The 16,313-nt window shown below is 59.6% G+C and carries 13 protein-coding genes and 2 pseudogenes; 13 read left to right on the top strand and 2 right to left on the bottom strand.

Annotated elements, in window-relative coordinates; genetic code table 11:
* Positions 1-78: 78 nt before the first annotated feature.
* A pseudogene (locus tag L6637_RS38660) lies at positions 79-774 on the bottom strand (transposase); the annotation flags it as partial.
* Between the two features lie 554 nt (positions 775-1,328).
* Between L6637_RS38660 and nifB the strand changes: the two are divergent.
* The 13 genes and pseudogenes from nifB to panC all read left to right on the top strand — a co-directional run bounded on the left by nifB (position 1,329) and on the right by panC (position 14,735).
* A complete protein-coding gene (nifB, locus tag L6637_RS38655) occupies positions 1,329-2,885 on the top strand; it encodes a nitrogenase cofactor biosynthesis protein NifB (protein ID WP_128929927.1) in 1,557 nt (518 codons plus the stop codon).
* Positions 2,886-2,895: 10 nt separating this feature from the next.
* The gene (locus tag L6637_RS38650; protein ID WP_128929928.1) at positions 2,896-3,135 is read left to right on the top strand and encodes a 4Fe-4S binding protein; all 240 of its coding nucleotides are present in this window, start codon (positions 2,896-2,898) and stop codon (positions 3,133-3,135) included.
* A gap of 943 nt (positions 3,136-4,078) precedes the next feature.
* Positions 4,079-4,393: a nitrogen fixation protein NifZ gene (locus tag L6637_RS38645; RefSeq protein WP_128929929.1), complete on the top strand. Its 315-nt coding sequence runs from the start codon at positions 4,079-4,081 to the stop codon at positions 4,391-4,393.
* A 1,404-nt stretch (positions 4,394-5,797) separates the two neighbouring features.
* Complete coding sequence (gene nifH, locus L6637_RS38640) at positions 5,798-6,682, top strand: nitrogenase iron protein (RefSeq protein ID WP_128929930.1); 885 nt, start codon at positions 5,798-5,800, stop codon at positions 6,680-6,682.
* A gap of 95 nt (positions 6,683-6,777) precedes the next feature.
* A complete protein-coding gene (locus L6637_RS38635) occupies positions 6,778-7,428 on the top strand; it encodes a nitrogen fixation protein NifQ (protein ID WP_128929931.1) in 651 nt (216 codons plus the stop codon).
* A 485-nt stretch (positions 7,429-7,913) separates the two neighbouring features.
* Positions 7,914-8,225: pseudogene (nifW, locus tag L6637_RS38630) on the top strand (nitrogenase stabilizing/protective protein NifW); the annotation flags it as partial.
* A gap of 180 nt (positions 8,226-8,405) precedes the next feature.
* Entirely contained in the window at positions 8,406-9,248 is an 843-nt protein-coding gene (locus L6637_RS38625) for an electron transfer flavoprotein subunit beta/FixA family protein (protein ID WP_128955188.1), read from the top strand.
* Between the two features lie 18 nt (positions 9,249-9,266).
* A complete protein-coding gene (locus L6637_RS38620; RefSeq protein WP_128929933.1) occupies positions 9,267-10,373 on the top strand; it encodes an electron transfer flavoprotein subunit alpha/FixB family protein in 1,107 nt (368 codons plus the stop codon).
* Positions 10,348-11,697 (top strand): FAD-dependent oxidoreductase, encoded by a 1,350-nt coding sequence (locus L6637_RS38615; RefSeq protein ID WP_283810024.1) that lies wholly within the window; start codon positions 10,348-10,350, stop codon positions 11,695-11,697. Before L6637_RS38620 ends, L6637_RS38615 begins: the two co-directional genes overlap by 26 nt.
* Positions 11,698-11,728: 31 nt before the next feature.
* Complete coding sequence (locus tag L6637_RS38610) at positions 11,729-12,025, top strand: ferredoxin family protein (protein WP_128929935.1); 297 nt, start codon at positions 11,729-11,731, stop codon at positions 12,023-12,025.
* A gap of 200 nt (positions 12,026-12,225) precedes the next feature.
* Positions 12,226-12,459: a hypothetical protein gene (locus L6637_RS38605; RefSeq protein ID WP_128929936.1), complete on the top strand. Its 234-nt coding sequence runs from the start codon at positions 12,226-12,228 to the stop codon at positions 12,457-12,459.
* A 529-nt stretch (positions 12,460-12,988) separates the two neighbouring features.
* Positions 12,989-13,867: a 3-methyl-2-oxobutanoate hydroxymethyltransferase gene (gene panB / locus L6637_RS38600; protein WP_128929937.1), complete on the top strand. Its 879-nt coding sequence runs from the start codon at positions 12,989-12,991 to the stop codon at positions 13,865-13,867.
* A 4-nt stretch (positions 13,868-13,871) separates the two neighbouring features.
* Complete coding sequence (gene panC / locus L6637_RS38595) at positions 13,872-14,735, top strand: pantoate--beta-alanine ligase (RefSeq protein WP_164934262.1); 864 nt, start codon at positions 13,872-13,874, stop codon at positions 14,733-14,735.
* A 72-nt stretch (positions 14,736-14,807) separates the two neighbouring features.
* On the opposite strand, the gene L6637_RS38590 is transcribed toward panC, so the two are convergent.
* On the bottom strand, positions 14,808-14,960 hold the full coding sequence (locus tag L6637_RS38590; protein WP_164934263.1) for a hypothetical protein: 153 nt from the start codon (positions 14,958-14,960) through the stop codon (positions 14,808-14,810).
* Between the last annotated feature and the right edge of the window lie 1,353 nt (positions 14,961-16,313).

Below are 16,313 nucleotides of genomic sequence, written 5' to 3'. Positions count from 1 at the left end.
GAGGCCCATTTGGCGCGCTCACCACCATGAAACCTGTCTCTTGCCCGGCAACCGTATTGATCCCGCCGAATGCCTCCCGACCCGCTTGCAGATGCGCTGGCTTACGGCTAGTGACCGACCCAAACTCAGAGCTACGGCCGCTGGTATTCTGTGAAACATGCGCGTCACGTTCATCGAGCGCGGCTCATTGACGAACTCTTCCGCATCGTGGGCCGGCCATTCAGCACGCGGCTCCATCATGTGCAGCGCTGCGATGCATTCGGCATGCCCGCCAGCATGAGGCAGGCGTCGGCCAGCCGGTCGTGGCGGTTCTGCATCAGCCCGTGTCCACAGTGGCGTCCTCTTGCCTTTGCCCTTCCTGCAGCGCGGTAGCGCCTAGCATCGGGACTGGTGGTCGACGCATGGAGGTCCTTCCAGCGTGTTTTGGCTATGGAAGTCGGGCCGGCGGCTCGCCAGAGTCGTCCTTCGGACTGCCGATTGAGCACCCGGCCGCCGTTTTTCGAGAACATCGAACATCCCGGACCACGTCGTCACCCCCGATTGCGACAAACCAGCGGACAGCGGGCGGGTATTCCAGCCGCTCTTCACAAGCCGTTCCGCGCGGATCAAATAAAACGCCTGCAACAGCGTCGCCCGCAGCAGCTTCACTCTGCGAGATCGCAGCCCGTCCAATCGTCGAATAGAGCGCAGCGCAGTCCCGCTCCAACGCCGACAGCGCCTCGTTCACAATCGTTAGAATCGCGGCGGATGATCACGCCGCACCCGCGTCTCCAGATCAAGCTAGCTATACAGCTCGCCCATTCGATTATCGCCGCGACCCAGGCACCATCTCCGAAGTTTGTCGGAGCCGCCAATGGATCACGGTACCACCATCAGCGGCGAGCGACTTTTTTTCAACGGCCTGCTAGAACGCGACGGACGCCCCTACGCTTGGCGGGCGTCCCCCTTCGGCGCGCGACCAAACGCTGTCTTTAGAGCGAACTCCTCTTTGCGCCCTGGGCTTCAATTCGATTCATTTTAATTTGCGCGCGCGGCCAGGTTCGGGCTGACGCTCTGGCTCATGATAGCCAGATACGATCGGTCGAACCGGGGATGCGCAGACCATTTTCGTAAAAGCGCTCTCTGGTAACGCCAAATTCGTCCATTTTCCAACGTGCGTCGGCTACCCGACATACTCGACTTCTGTAACGACCAATCTTGCAGGCGCAAACCAGCGCATGGACCCAACGCTGGCATAGAGGTTGCTGAAGGCCGTTCTAGAACGACGCATCAGACGCTTGGCAAGATCCGAGCTTCCAATCTATTCGGTCTCCAGGGAGAATGACCAAATGTACGCTTCAGCTCAACACGGCGCTAGCAGGAGCGATATCCTCACCGCTCTCGGCGATACCAAGCAGGTCGGGCGCAAGAGCTGCAGCACCTCAGGTTGTTGCGGTCAAGGAAAGTGCGGATCGCAAAAAGGGCAGGGAGATCTGCCGTCCGGACTCTGGGACAAAGTGAAGACCCATCCATGCTATAGCGAGGAGGCGCATCATCACTACGCGCGCATGCATGTCGCGGTGGCACCCGCTTGCAATATTCAGTGTAACTACTGTAATCGCAAATACGACTGCGCAAACGAGTCGCGCCCTGGCGTGGTCAGCGAGAGGCTGTCGCCCGAACAAGCTGTCAAGAAAGTACTGGCGGTCGCCTCGGCCGTCCCGCAGATGACGGTGCTCGGCATTGCTGGCCCGGGCGATCCGCTGGCGAACCCCAAAAGGACGTTCAAAACCTTCGAGCTAGTCAAGACCGCGGCCCCCGACATAAAGCTGTGCCTGTCCACAAATGGGCTTATGCTGCCGGATTACATCGACGCCATTTCCAATTTCAACGTCGACCATGTCACGATCACCATCAACACGGTCGATCCTGAGATCGGCACTCGGATCTATCCTTGGATCTTCTATAAGCACAAGCGTTACACCGGCCATGAAGCGGCTAAGATTTTGACTGAACGCCAGCTTCAGGGGCTTCAGATGCTCACCGAGCGCGGTGTCCTCACCAAAGTCAACTCTGTAATGATACCGGGGATTAACGACCATCACCTTGCGGAGGTCAACAAGGTAGTGAAATCGCGCGGCGGTTTTTTGCACAACATCATGCCGCTTATCTCCTCACCGGAGCACGGCACTGCTTTCGGCGCCAGCGGTCAGCGTGGCCCGAGCCCTCAGGAGTTGAAAGCCGTTCAAGACTCCTGCGAAGGCGAGATGATTATGATGCGGCACTGCCGTCAGTGCCGCGCTGACGCTGTCGGTCTGCTTGGCGAGAGCCGCACCGCCGAGTTCACCATCGAGAGGATCATGTCAATGGAGCTGAACTACGATATGGACACCCGTAAGGCTTACCGAGCCAAGGTCGAGAAGGAGCGCGCCGCTATGATTGTGGCAGGGCATGACGCGCTTGTCGGACTGGCGGATGTGTCAAGCGACATCAAGGTGCTGGCTGCGGTCGCGACTAAGGGCTCTGGTCTGATCAATGAGCACTTTGGCCACGCTGCGGAGTTCCAGGTTTACGAGCTCTCGAAGGCAGGGGCGAAATTCGTAGGCCACCGCCGCGTCGATGTCTATTGCCAGGGCGGCTACGGCGAGGAGGGCAGCTTGGCTTCGATTATCAGCGCAATCAATGATTGCCACGCAGTGTTCGTGGCTAAGATCGGCGCCTGCCCGAGGGAGGCCCTGATCAAGGCAGGCATCACGCCAGTCGATCAATTCGCCCATGACTTCATCGTCAAGTCGGCGATCGTGTGGTTCACAGCCTATCTGAAGAAAGTCAACAGCGGCGAGATTGCACACGTGCAGCGCATTCAGGCCGGCAGTCGCAACGCCACGGTTATTTCTGCAGCTTGAGGAGACATCAATGCCATTCAAGATCGTTTCTTCGCAATGTACGGGCTGCTCCGCCTGCGAGCTGGAATGTCCGAATGCAGCAATCTTTGAGAGGGATGGCTCTTTCGTAATCGATTCAAAGAAGTGCACTGAGTGCATCGGGCACTTCGACGAGCCGCAATGTGTGGCCGTTTGTCCTGTGGACAGAACCTGCGTCATCGATACCTCGCTACCGCGCTACCAAGCGCCTGCTAGAGGGGAAACAGCATGACCTTCATGGTCATACCGACAACGCGCCAATCGACGTCAAGAATGCCCCGCAGCGACCGCGGCATTGGAGGCAGCTTTCTGCTCGGGCGACTGCTCCCAGCCTGGCAGCCGCCCGAGCGTAACCGCTGAGCCCCGACCGGCGGGCCGGGTCGCCGAGCGGCGGCTCGAGATCCAGGAGCTACTGGAGCTCGACCCCAGCGATACAATCGACGCCAAGGTTTTGCTGAACGTGTTCGAGAGGACAGACACTATGATGAGTTATGGCGGCGTCGAGGCTCTCGACCGGAACGCCAGGTCGACGCAATCGTTGTCTGAATTGGCGGTCCATGGCGCGGGCGCCTACCAGATCAGTCGCGCTTAGGTGTACCATTGCTAGCACCGCACCGCCTTTTCCTCGCCCAGCGCCTCGACGAGGCCCACCCGCCATATTCGCGTATCGTCGCTGCGCAATCGCAGTAGGGCTCTCATTCTGGTCTTGCGTCACCTCTGCTGGGCGATCTCGTCAACAGATCCGCGGGCATCCCCTCAACGCCTGGCCGAGCAATTTGGTGTGCCGTCGCGAAACGCTCCGCATCGCGCGACGAAGATGCGAGTTCGAAAGCCGATCGAGAATGGCAGCCTGCAGCCGATCGTTGCCGGCGAGGCCGGCGAAAACTCAGATGCTAGCATGTACCGGCTAACACCGGAGCTCCCTGGAGGGATAATCAAGACGAGGCCAATGTCCACCCGGTCGTGGCCCAAGGCATTTTACGCATGGCTACCCGGCATGCTTACCTAACGCCACGCTGCAGTGCACTTGACGGCCCGCCATCCGACATCCATTTCAGCGTTACGGCTCGTGCCGTGGCTGGCGAGCTCATGGTGCGGGGCGAAAGCCATGATAGCCTCGTGCAAAACGCGCGCGGCCGCCGGCCACCCCTCCGCTGGAGCGAGGAAATGCGAGTATGAGCGACCACGTGAACGACGACGACTTTATCGAGCTAACGGCCCAGCCGTTTTTCAGCTATGGAGAGAAAGTGCGGGCAACGCGCACCATTCGAAATGATGGGACGTATGCTGGCAAGGAGATCGGCGAGGTTCTCGCTGTGAAGGGCGAGATCGGCTATGTCGTCTCGATTGGCACCTTCCTCCAGCGATTCTACATTTATGGCGTCGATTTCATCGAAAGCGGTCGCCGCGTCGGGATGAAGCGCAAGGAGCTTGATCGCGTTGCGCCGCGCGACGGCATCAGGCACGTCCAGTTACCGGACGAGTGCTGATAGTCGCGCTGGATTGACAATTGTTAGTCGCCGGCACGTAAGGGGCAGTCGATCGGCACCACGACCGCGTCTTTTCCAAGAATCGACCGACGATGTCTAGGCGCGCGCCGACCAACTAGGCGCATTATGTTGCTGACCGACACTATGCAGACCTGTCGATCCAAATCGTTGATTCCGCGGGTGGCGGTCGGTCGCCTCCCAGGCGAGAAAGCGGGCGGTACGCATGCGCTTGCGGCACGAAGGCATCACCGGATGCACATCGAAACATGAGAGGGCACACGAGCGACGCATCTACGTACGATTATTCCAGTGAGAACGTGCTTTTATGGAAGATCGCACACACGGCGGTGCTTCTGCACGGCAGGACAACGGCGGCCGGTGCACACTTCCGGCTCTTCGCTGGCCAATGGCCGGCCTGAGGCCTCGCGATCGACGCTCGCTTCAGCGCTCGTCAGCCAGGGGTAAGACCAGAATATCCCAGAGCATTGGCGTAACTAGGCGCCGCCGCATCCGACCCGGCTCGCTCTATCTCGGCTCTCGGGTTTCCCTGCCGCGGCCAGTCCAGCCATAACGTGACAGGCGTCTTCCTAAGGAAGCCGCACCATCGCTGTGCGGTCCATTGCTCGCGCCAGAAGCTCCTTCTTATCGCGCTTTGGCGAGGCGCCTGCAGTTCAGGTTGCCCGAACGTCTTCAAGCACCTGCATGATTGCAACAGCCGTTAGCGCCAGTATTCATCGCTTATCCGTGGCTTCGTCGCACTTGTCGACGACAGCGAGATGTTCGCGCCGGGAGCGCGCTTCCTGCCTTAGGCGATCGGTTTAACGCTGCGCTCCATCAAGAAGGCGCCGAACAGCAGCCGAGCAGGGTTCAGCCAGCCCACGCCCCTTTCGGGAGAGTCGGCCTCCGCCCGAGGCGAGGCTGTCGCTCTCGATTCCCGCATGCGACAGGCTCTGGGCGGCATAGCTGATCCACTTTCGTCCGTCACAGACATTGGACAATGGCTCCTTAACTGTCGCAATACCGATCTGCACCGACGCGTCTAAACGCTAGCGCCCAACCTGAAGCAACCTTTCCCCCGCCTATGGCGGCGCAGATACGCTGTGATCTTACCATGGCGGCGCTCCTTTGTCTGGATCCTCACACTGGCCTGACTTTCGTAGAGGCGACATCCCTTCCAACTTCGGCTCCGGGCGAACCACTTTGCGAGCGTACTCAGCGCCTTAGTCCGCGCGGAGCCAACGGCACACCAGTTGCACTTCGCATACAGCAACACGGTGGGAGCTGAGAGCTCGGCTGGCGGCTCCAAACTCTCCCTACCGAATCCTCGGGTCGCCGCTTCTGACGGTGGCTCAATGCGACGCGAGACTGCGCGGTGCTTTTGGCACCCGCTTAATGGAGATGAACATGTCGTCACTGAGGCAAATCGCATTTTACGGCAAAGGTGGTATCGGAAAGTCGACTACGTCCCAGAACACGCTCGCAGCGCTTGCTGAGATGGGCCACAGAATCCTTATCGTGGGATGCGATCCTAAGGCGGACTCTACGCGCTTGATCCTGCACGCTAAGGCGCAAGACACCATTCTCAGCCTCGCCGCCAGTGTCGGCAGCGTCGAAGACCTTGAGATCGAGGACGTCATGAAAATCGGATATAAGGACATCCGCTGCGTGGAGTCCGGTGGTCCAGAGCCTGGCGTCGGTTGTGCTGGGCGGGGGGTCATCACCTCCATCAATTTTCTAGAACACAACGGTGCCTATGAGGACATCGACTACGTATCCTACGACGTGCTCGGCGACGTCGTCTGCGGCGGCTTCGCAATGCCGATCCGCGAGAACAAGGCGCAGGAAATCTACATTGTGATGTCCGGCGAGATGATGGCCATGTACGCCGCCAATAACATCTCCAAAGGCATTCTGAAATACGCCCATTCAGGCGGCGTCCGTCTTGGGGGGCTTGTCTGCAACGAGCGTCAGACCGACAAGGAGCTGGAGCTAGCGGACGCGCTGGCGAAGAAGCTGGGAACTCAGCTCATCTACTTCGTGCCGCGAGACAACATCGTGCAGCATGCTGAGCTGCGCCGCATGACGGTGCTGGAGTATGCGCCGGACTCCAAGCAGGCGGATCATTATCGCAACCTTGCATCCAAGATACACAACAACGGCGGGAAGGGCGTTGTTCCGACCCCGATCAGCATGGACGAGCTGGAGGATATGCTGATGGAACACGGGATCATGAAGGCGGTAGACGAGAGCCAGATCGGCAAAACCGCGGCCCAGCCCGCGACGCCATAAGGATCCTGCCGGTCTCCTCGTCTCATGGGGCCGGCTATCCAGCGGTCTTTCCAATAGCGGCGGGGCATTTCTTGGCTGAGGTGCAAGCGAGTAACATGGAAGTGTCGAACTCTCGATCGGCTGAGCCGAGCGCCGTTGTGCAACAGGTCGGAATCGCGCTCTATCGACTGCTCACGGGCAGCAACCCAGCGGAAGCCGAAATCAGCGCCGACGATGATTTCGATCGTCATGCACTGGCCTCAATCCTGGTCGCTGCCGCGTTGGATGGCGGCTCGATCGTAGAACGCGTTGGAATTCCAGAGCATGCCCTGAGAAAACTGCTCGCCGGCTTTTTCCCGGCGGCCGCGGCCCGCGCCTTCACATGGATACCAAACTCATCCTCCGACGTCCATGACGAAACCGCTGTCCTGCGCGAGCTCCTGCTCGCGCAGCGTTCGACTGCCGGCGACGTCGGCCATTGGCTCGCGGCAATGGTAGCGCGACGTGCAATGGAGCCTCACCACCTCTGGCAGGATCTCGGGCTGCGCGGGCGTACGGAGCTGTCCCGTCTCCTGACGCGCCATTTCGCGCCACTGGCCCGCCGGAACACCGGGAATATGCGTTGGAAGCGCTTCTTCTATCGCGTGCTCTGCGAACGCGATAGTTTAGGTATGTGCAGGGCGCCAGTCTGCACCCAATGCGCCGATTTTGGTCGTTGCTTTGGCGAAGAGAGCGGTGAGAGCCGCCTGGTCGAACGCAAGCTGTAGCTGAGGTGGCACGTGCATTGCTCACTTCGATGATTGGAATGAATATGGAAAGACCCAGATGACGGCACCCCGCCCGACACCATCAGACCTTGATCAGTCCCGATCTCTCGTCGACCAACAACATCATCTCGACCGATGGCACACCAAGCGCCAACCTCCAGAAAGCAAGACGGTGCCGATCGCATCAGCGCTAATTTCCGCAAGCATCAACAACGCCACAGCTTCATGGGGAAGTGACGGCCTTGCGCGAACACCGGTCCGTCGTGCCAGCCAACTCGTCCGACGACGGTCGGCTCCGGACTACCAGCATCGGCCACTGTTGCCGACGCCCGGAGTGAGCGCGCCGATGCGGACTCGCGGCGTGCAGATCGCCACCAATTAGATCGCACCGGGCCGGACGTTGAGGCGCAACGCTCGCTCGGCATATCAGCGCACCCGCGAAGCAGACCCGGCCGGTAGAGACCGCAGAGTATGAAGGAACTTGAATGTCTGATGGAATTATCGCGCGCCTCAGCAAAGCCGCTTCTGCCGAAGAGTTCTTCGCTCTGTTAGGCGTCGACTACGATCCTAAAGTGGTCAACGTTGCGCGGCTGCACATTCTCAGGCGCATGGGCGAATATCTTGCTAAGGAGAGCCTTAGCGATCTGGCGGACGACAGCGTTGCTAAACGGTGCAAACTCGTGCTTGAGCGCGCATATTCAGATTTCGTCACGTCACCGCCGATTGAACAGCGCGTGTTCAAGGTCTTAAAGGACGCCGCGCCCGACACCAAGCCTGTACCCGTACTAGTGCAGATTGGTAACGAAATTGAACTGCCCTCTGTCGGACTGGCTACGCCTAGTCGCAGCGGCGTACTGCCCTCCGGGCGCCTAGCGGTTACACCCGAAACCTCCGCCGACTGAAACGTTCTCGTTCTCGTTGGTGTGATTGCCATTCCACTCTGAACTGTTTTGGGGAGATTAGTCTTGGAGAAGATCATGCACTTGCTCGTTTGCATCAAGCAGGTTCCAGACTCCGGACAGATCCGCGTGCATCCCGTGACAAATACCATCATGCGTCAGGGCGTGCCGACCATCATCAACCCGTACGATCTCTTTGCATTGGAAGCTGCCCTTGAGCTACGCGATCAGTTCGGCGGCGAAGTCACGGTGTTGACTATGGGCCCCCCTTCTGCCGAGGACAGTCTTCGCAAGGCGCTCACCTTCGGCGCGGATCGTGCGGTGCTCCTGACCGATCGCTTTTTCGCGGGCGCGGACACCCTAGCCACAACCTACGCTTTGGCGACAGCGATCCGTAGGATCTCGAGCGAGTTCGGCGCCCCTGACATTGTCTTCACAGGAAAGCAGACCATCGATGGAGACACCGCACAGGTCGGCCCTGGCATCGCAAAACGGCTTGGCCTGTTTCAGCTCACCTATGTTGGCAAGATCAGCGCACTGGACTTGCATGCCCGCACCATCGACGTCGAGCGACGCTCTGAGGGTGGCGTCCAGTTGCTTCGGACACGGCTCCCCTGCCTGGTCACGATGCTCGAAGCGACGAACCAGATCCGCCGCGGTGCGATGGCTGATGCGCTGCGCGCTGCCCGCGCGACGATCCTGAAATGGAGCGCGCAACAGGCGGGGGTTGATGACATTTCACAATGCGGCTTGCGGGGCTCGCCCACCGTCGTCAAGCGCGTTTTCGCACCAGCCGCCCGCAACGAGAAGGCCACGATGATAGAGCCTGACGAGCAGCCCGCGGAGGCATTGATCAACGCTATTTTCAGGTGCCGGCCGGCCCTCGAGATCGAGCTCGCGGCACTGGCGCGCGGCTATTGAGCTAAAGAAAGGCGCAACATGAATACCGCATCTGAAATCGGCGCTTCCCCTTCGAGTCGCGCCGCGGCTAAGAAGCAGCTGTCTGACCGCTTCAAGACCTACAAACATGTGTGGGTCTTCATCGAGCAAGAACGCGGCCAGGTCCACTCTGTATCCTGGGAGCTAATGGGCGTTGGCCGCAAGCTTGCTGACAAGCTCAAAGTTGATCTCGCCGCAGTGGTGATCGGGCAAGAGGGCGAGGCATCGCAGGCCGCCGCTACCGAGTCGTTCTGCTACGGAGCCGACCTTGTCTATATGGTCGCCGATGATCTGCTCAAGGACTATCGCAACGAATCCTATATCAAGGCGCTCACCAAGCTCGTCAATAGCTACAAGCCCGAGATCTTGCTCCTAGGCGCGACCACTCTAGGCCGCGACCTAGCAGGTTCAGTCGCAACGACATTGCGCACTGGTCTGACTGCCGATTGCACAGAGCTCGACGTCGATGCCGACGGTTCCCTCGCCGCGACGCGTCCGACCTTTGGCGGCTCGCTGCTATGCACGATCTATACGCTGAACTACCGTCCGCAGATGGCTACAGTCCGGCCGCGCGTGATGCCTGTGCCAGAACGCTGCGCGCGCCCGATCGGCCGCATCATCACCCTCCCGCTTGGACTTGTCGAGGACGATATCGTAACGAAGGTGCTGTCGTTCCTACCGGATCGCGATTCCGCACGATCCAATCTCGCTTATGCCGATGTTGTCGTTGCCGGAGGCCTCGGCCTTGGTTCGTCTGAAAACTTCCGGCTCGTGCGCCGGCTCGCCGACGTGCTAGGTGCCGAGTTTGGCTGCTCGCGCCCCCTGGTGCAAAAGGGTTGGGTCACATCCGACCGGCAAATTGGCCAAACCGGCAAAACCATCAGGCCAAAGCTCTACATCGCCGCCGGAATCTCCGGAGCCATTCAGCACCGCGTCGGTGTCGACGGCGCCGACCTTATCGTCGCCATCAACACCGAAAGGAACGCGCCTATCTTCGAGTTCTCGCATTTAGGCATTGTCGAGGACGCGATCCGGTTGCTGCCAATCCTGACCGAGGCGTTTCGCGCCCGGCTGTCGCCGCATTCGCGCGACCGGATCGCAGGATAGGACAAGGAGAGACCTCGTGACCGCGGAAACATTTGACATCATCGTCGTCGGGGCAGGTATGGCCGGCAATGCAGCGGCGCTCACGCTTGCCAAGCACGGCCTGAAGGTTCTTCAGCTCGAGCGTGGCGAATATCCCGGGTCGAAGAACGTGCAGGGTGCGATCCTCTATGCCGATATGCTGGAGGCGCTTGTCGCTAACTTTCGACAAGACGCGCCGCTTGAGCGGCATCTGGTCGAACAGCGCTTCTGGATGATGGATGACCGCTCTCACACCGGCCTGCACTACCGCTCCGACGACTTCAACGAAGAAAGGCCGAACCGCTATACTATCATCCGCGCTCAGTTCGATAGGTGGTTCTCGCAGAAAGTTCGCGAAGCTGGCGCCACGGTGCTATGCGAGACAACGGCAACCGAACTAATGCAAGATGCTAACGGCAAGGTGGTGGGTGTGCGGACTGACCGCGCCGATGGCGAGATCCATGCTGGCGCGGTGGTCCTCGCGGAAGGCGTCAACGGCCTTCTTGGCACGCGGGCCGGCGTACGCAAGCGGCCTACGCCGGACACGGTCGCACTCGCCGTGAAGGAGATGCACTTCCTACCGCGCGAAGTTATCGAGGCCCGCTTCAATCTTAAGGGCGATGAAGGGCTCGTCATTGAGGCTGCGGGCACCATCTCCCGCGGCATGACAGGCATGGGCTTCATCTACACCAATAAGGAATGCATCTCCCTTGGCATCGGATGCCTGGTCGCGCACTTCACAAGCACCGGGGAAACACCGTATGGTCTGCTCGATCGCTTCAAGCGGCATCCTTCGGTCGCTCCGCTGATCGAGGGATCGGAAGTCAAGGAATATGCCGCTCACCTCATTCCCGAGGGTGGCTTCAAGGCCATTCCGCAGCTATATGGCGAGGGCTGGGTCGTCGTAGGCGACGCCGCTCAACTCAACAACGCTATGCATCGCGAGGGCTCAAACCTCGCAATGACATCGGGGCGACTCGCGGCCGAAGCGATCATCCAAGTCAAGTCGCGCGGCGCCCCAATGACAGCGACGAATCTGTCAATTTACAAGACGATGTTGGACCATTCGTTTGTCATTAGGGACCTAAGGAAGTACAAAGACATGCCCGCGCTGATGCACACCTACTCCCGGAACTTTTTTCTGACATATCCGGAGCTCGTCTCGGAATCGATGCAGAATTTCTTGCGGGTCGACGGGACACCAAAGGCCGAAAAGGAAAAGCAATCACTAAACTCCTTCGTCAAGAGCCGTTCGTGGAGCGGCCTGCTCGGTGATGCCGTTCGCCTCGCGCGCGCTTGGCGGTAACGCTTCTCTCACACCCCCATGAGGGCTAACCATGTCGACCGACCGATCCGCGCGCGTCGAGGACAGGCTATTCTACAACCGCTACCTGCTTGATCCTGGGCACCCTCACATCAAGGTGCGGCCACACACGATGCCATCCTCGGAGCTCGTGAGCATGCTGACAACCTGCCCGGCTCACTGCTATGTAGCTAACGACAAGCACCAGATAGAAGTCGCCGTGGACGGCTGCATCGAGTGCGGCACTTGCCGCGTGATCTGCGAGGAGAGAGGTGACATCGAGTGGAGCTATCCGCGAGGTGGTTACGGCGTACTGTTCAAGTTTGGCTAATAATTCGGCTCAACGTAGCTGTGATCTTTCAGGAAGTGCCCATCCGTTCTGAACCGAGAAAGCTGAGTTTCCGAAGCTGCAGTGTTCTGGGAGAGACCGGATGAACACCCACAAGAATGCGCCGTTGATGCCCAAAGGTCGATAGGCGATGCTGCGGAGGAGTAGGCTGCCGCAAGCCGATGGCTGACCTGTGAAACATCTTGCCGAAGACGATTGAAAATAGGTCAAGCGGTTCCGCGCGGAAGGTGTTGCTTGGTTGCGCAATCGCTCCTCCAGACCCTTTCGTCGCCAAGTCCCGCCAGCCACATGTGCAGGCTTCGACGCATTGCGCCGACATCTACACCGGCACGCAGATCGCCGACCAGGTCGAAGTGTCGACGGCCGCCGTCAGCCATCCTCGTCGCTTAGAATTGAACCGGATCGCGAGGAGCTGACTGAGCGGGGAAGGCCGATATGAGCGTGAAAGCCCAGGCGAGATCATTCACATCGACATCATAACGCTGTGGCGTTTTTGGAGGGATCGGAGACGGCATTACCCGGCGCTCCCAGCCCGTCTACATTGACGACCACTCCCGTGTCGCCTTTTCCGAGATCAAGCCATTGGCGCCCAAGGGACGCTGCTGCCTTTCGGACGTCCCTAAGACCCGCGCGGCATTTTTGGTTCGGCGTGCAATAGACGTGTTTCTGTTGCCTAACCTCGTCTGCAATGTCCCCGGCCGCGCGCCGCAAGCCGTCCATCACCGGAACAGTTGCGCCCCTCCACGTGCTCAACGCCGCGGGATTTGGTTACGCGAAGAAGTACTCACACCATGATCGCGCAATCATCAAAACCTCCGGCCTGCTGATGTTGCCATTCAGAGAGACATTTTCTCTTTCTTAAATTGACCATTGACCCATTTCTGTCGTCTCCCCTAAGAAGCGCAGCTGCAACGAATGCGGATTGAACACAACCGGGGATCGCAGATGAGCCACATATCTCAAGCGCCCAGTGCGCGAGTGACGATTCCGCTCCTTCAACAATGGAAGGAGGAACGGCGGCGCATAACGATGACCACCGCCTATGACGCCGTGACAGCGCGGATTGCCGATTCCATCGTCGATATCCTCCTCGTGGGCGACAGCGTCGGCAATGTCTGTCTCGGCTACGACAATACCCTTCCGGTCAGCATGCCGATGATGAACTATCATCTGGAGGCTGTCGCGCGCACAAGACCTCGTGCGCTGCTCGTGGCTGATATGCCGTTTCTCAGCTTCCATGTCAGCCCGCAGGAAACTATCCGCAACGCAGGTGGCTTCCTGCAACGGGGAGCAGATGCCGTCAAGCTGGAAGGGGGCGCCAAGCGCATCGACATGATACGCGCGCTGGTCCAATGCGAAATCCCGGTGATGGGACACCTCGGCCTCACCCCGCAAAGCGTCAACGTCATGGGCGGCTTCAGGGTGCAGGGTCGCACGAGCGAGGCTGCATTGCAACTGCTCGAGGACGCGCACCGGTTAGAGCAAGCGGGATGCTTTGCGCTCGTGCTCGAGGGCATTCCGGCCGAGCTTGCAGCGCGTGTGACCGAGATCCTGAAGATTCCGACCATTGGGATCGGCGCGGGAGCGAAATGTTCGGGCCAGGTACTCGTGTTCCACGACGTGGTCGGATTGACGGAGGGGCACCGGCCGAAATTCGTGCGCCCCTATTCGAACGGATTTCAGGTCTTGCAGGATGCCCTCGCAAGCTGGGCGACCGATGTCCGGGAGGGCACATTTCCGGACGCTCAGGAGTCCTACCGTTTGCCGGAATCCCTGGCGGAGGTCGTCGCAAACTGGACGCCAGGCGAGCGGGACGGAATTTAGCGTCGTGCGCACCATAAAAACCGTCCGCGAGCTGCGCCGCGCCCTCGCTGGTCACAAACCGAATGGTCGCGTCGGATTTGTGCCCACAATGGGATACCTGCACGATGGTCATCTCGCGCTTGTTAAAGCGAGCCGGGCACGCTGCAACACCACGGTCGTCAGCATCTTCGTCAACCCGGCCCAGTTTGGCCCGAAGGAAGATCTCAGCGTGTATCCACGGGACTTCCCCCGAGACGAACGACTGTGCCGCGAGGCTGACGTCGATATTATCTTTGCTCCCGGGGCGGAGGAAGTGTATCGGTCGGGGTTCGACACCTTTGTCGAACCGGGTGCACCGGCACAGCCCCTCTGTGGCCCGTTCAGGCCCGGCCACTTTCGGGGTGTTACGACCGTCGTCTGCAAGCTGTTCAACATGGTGCAGCCTGATCTGGCGTTCTTCGGACAAAAGGACTTTCAGCAATGTGCCGTAGTGCGGCGGATGGTCACCGATCTCAATCTCCCGATCGAAATCGTCACCGTCCCGACGGTTCGCGATCCGGACGGGCTCGCCATGAGCAGCCGGAACCGCTATCTCAGCGCTCCTGAACGCAGCAGCGCCCTTTCCATCAGCCGCGGCCTTTTCGCAGCAAAGGCTGTCTTTCAGGCAGGCGAGCGCGATTCCATCCGGCTGTTGTCACTCGCCAGGCAGACTATAGAGATCGACGAGCTGCAATACCTGGAAATCGTCGATGCCGAAACGCTCACGCCAGCTACAAGCGAGCTGACGCGTCCTGCTGCGATTTGTGTCGCAGGTTATGTTGGCTCAACCCGGCTGATCGACAACATCCTGCTCGATACCACGGAGGCTCGCAGGCTGACCGCGCGGTGATAAGCGAGCACGATCTCCGTCGCGCCAGGAGGCAGGGCGGTGCTCCAGCGCGCGTGCTGATCCCAGCCGCGCTCACTGCGATGATGTTGCAGCTCGTTCGACCTTTTGCACCTTGAGTGCACGACGCTTCATTGTCGCCGTCAGCTTTTTTGCTTTTGCCGGGCGAGGTTTCTTTGGAAAAACGATGCCGGCTTGAGATAGCTCCTTCGGTCCGCGCTTCGTCATCATCATTCTCCGAACATATCTGGTTGATTTCGGGACGGCGCCGCAGCAGCTAACGCCGCACACCTGGCCGCTCGCCAGCTCGCGGCGGTGAAGCTGGATGTCGCGCGCCGCCTGGCGCGCTGAGCAGCAAAAACAAAGCCCTGTTAGCCTCATACCGGGCGGCCAGCCGGCTACGTTTTGAACCTGCCATGACCAGCATCCCTTCATCCGTCGAGAGCGACCAGAACCAGCCGCGGCCACGGCGAGTGAGCAAAATCTCATAATAGGGAAAACGGTCGGACATCGAATCCATTGTTCGTCTGCGCGCGGCGAGTTCCGGACCACCCGCTCGGCCGCGCCTGCCTAGCGGATGGGTTCACATCCAACCGTTGGGGGGCGTGCTGAACAGCTGGATCGGCCTGTTGCAATCCCGCTGCGGTGAAAATCATCAACAAATCCCAGTTCAACGCCGAATTCCGCCAGGACAGCCGGGTCCGTTCTTGCCCCTAGTTGCGCAATGTCGTCCGTGTTCGTTGACACCCGGCCTGGGTGCGTCATCCGGGCTAACAGTTTATATTGTCCTACTTTCAGACGAAAGATCAAATTTGCAACGTGCCTGCTCGTGCCCTTATTTTCCTTCACGTTTTCGGAGTCGCCCGTGTTGGACCCAGCGACGAGTGTCCTTCTCCGCGCCGTGCTTGATGAGGTCTGCCAGGAGATCTCCCGCAGTGAAACTGGCCTTCGTGCCCATGTCGCCTCCAAGTTGATCGAAGCCGCAACCAAGGGTGAGACAACAGCGGAGCGCCTAAGGCAGGTCGCGCTTGAGGCACTTCGCTCGACGCCGACGATGTGGCGCTAGGGAAGGGCGTGGCTGTGACTTTCAAGGTTCGTGTTGAACATCCTGGCCACCGGCAAAGACGGCCTCGCACAGATGCCGGATCTCAAGCAAATATACCAGGTTTAGCTACGGTGGATCCGATTAGGCCAAGCGCTCGAGAAGAATGATCGCATACTTGAGCTAGCCTTTTCTCAGAAGTTGATCGAGCGCATCGATCGAGATAGCGCGTCACCGAACAGAGCCCCGTGCCCTGGAGGCGATGGAAGTAAAGTCGCCTGCTGTCAGCGAGGGCACCAATATCAACAGCGCTTTTCTCGATGCGATTGTAGCTGGCGAGCCGCAGCGCATGACAACAAGCAAGCCGGTGTTCTAGCGACGCCTTTGGCTGCACGCGGATGGAGCCGGTCGCCAAGGCGGCCGGCAGCGGCCCGCACGTCTGCATCTAAACGCATCATACGCTCGTGAAGGTAAGATCGTGCTGAGGGGAAATTTAGCTAGGCCTTCCGGCCTTCTGAGGTTGGAGCGCGCTAATTTTG

The sequence above is a fragment of the Bradyrhizobium zhengyangense genome (assembly GCF_022012435.1).
Classification (GTDB): Bacteria; Pseudomonadota; Alphaproteobacteria; order Rhizobiales; family Xanthobacteraceae; genus Bradyrhizobium; species Bradyrhizobium zhengyangense.
The sequence above is the reverse complement of the archived record's forward strand: the minus strand, read 5'-3'. Positions and strand labels throughout refer to the sequence as shown.

Bases quoted from the DNA above. Each gene is read 5' to 3' on its own strand.
- nifB (WP_128929927.1), top strand. From the start codon at position 1,329: ATGTACGCTTCAGCTCAACACGGCGCTAGCAGGAGCGATATCCTCACC.
- L6637_RS38650 (WP_128929928.1), top strand. From the start codon at position 2,896: ATGCCATTCAAGATCGTTTCTTCGCAATGTACGGGCTGCTCCGCCTGC.
- L6637_RS38645 (WP_128929929.1), top strand. From the start codon at position 4,079: ATGAGCGACCACGTGAACGACGACGACTTTATCGAGCTAACGGCCCAG.
- nifH (WP_128929930.1), top strand. From the start codon at position 5,798: ATGTCGTCACTGAGGCAAATCGCATTTTACGGCAAAGGTGGTATCGGA.
- L6637_RS38635 (WP_128929931.1), top strand. From the start codon at position 6,778: ATGGAAGTGTCGAACTCTCGATCGGCTGAGCCGAGCGCCGTTGTGCAA.
- L6637_RS38625 (WP_128955188.1), top strand. From the start codon at position 8,406: ATGCACTTGCTCGTTTGCATCAAGCAGGTTCCAGACTCCGGACAGATC.
- L6637_RS38620 (WP_128929933.1), top strand. From the start codon at position 9,267: ATGAATACCGCATCTGAAATCGGCGCTTCCCCTTCGAGTCGCGCCGCG.
- L6637_RS38610 (WP_128929935.1), top strand. From the start codon at position 11,729: ATGTCGACCGACCGATCCGCGCGCGTCGAGGACAGGCTATTCTACAAC.
- panB (WP_128929937.1), top strand. From the start codon at position 12,989: ATGAGCCACATATCTCAAGCGCCCAGTGCGCGAGTGACGATTCCGCTC.
- L6637_RS38590 (WP_164934263.1), bottom strand. From the start codon at position 14,960: ATGACGAAGCGCGGACCGAAGGAGCTATCTCAAGCCGGCATCGTTTTT.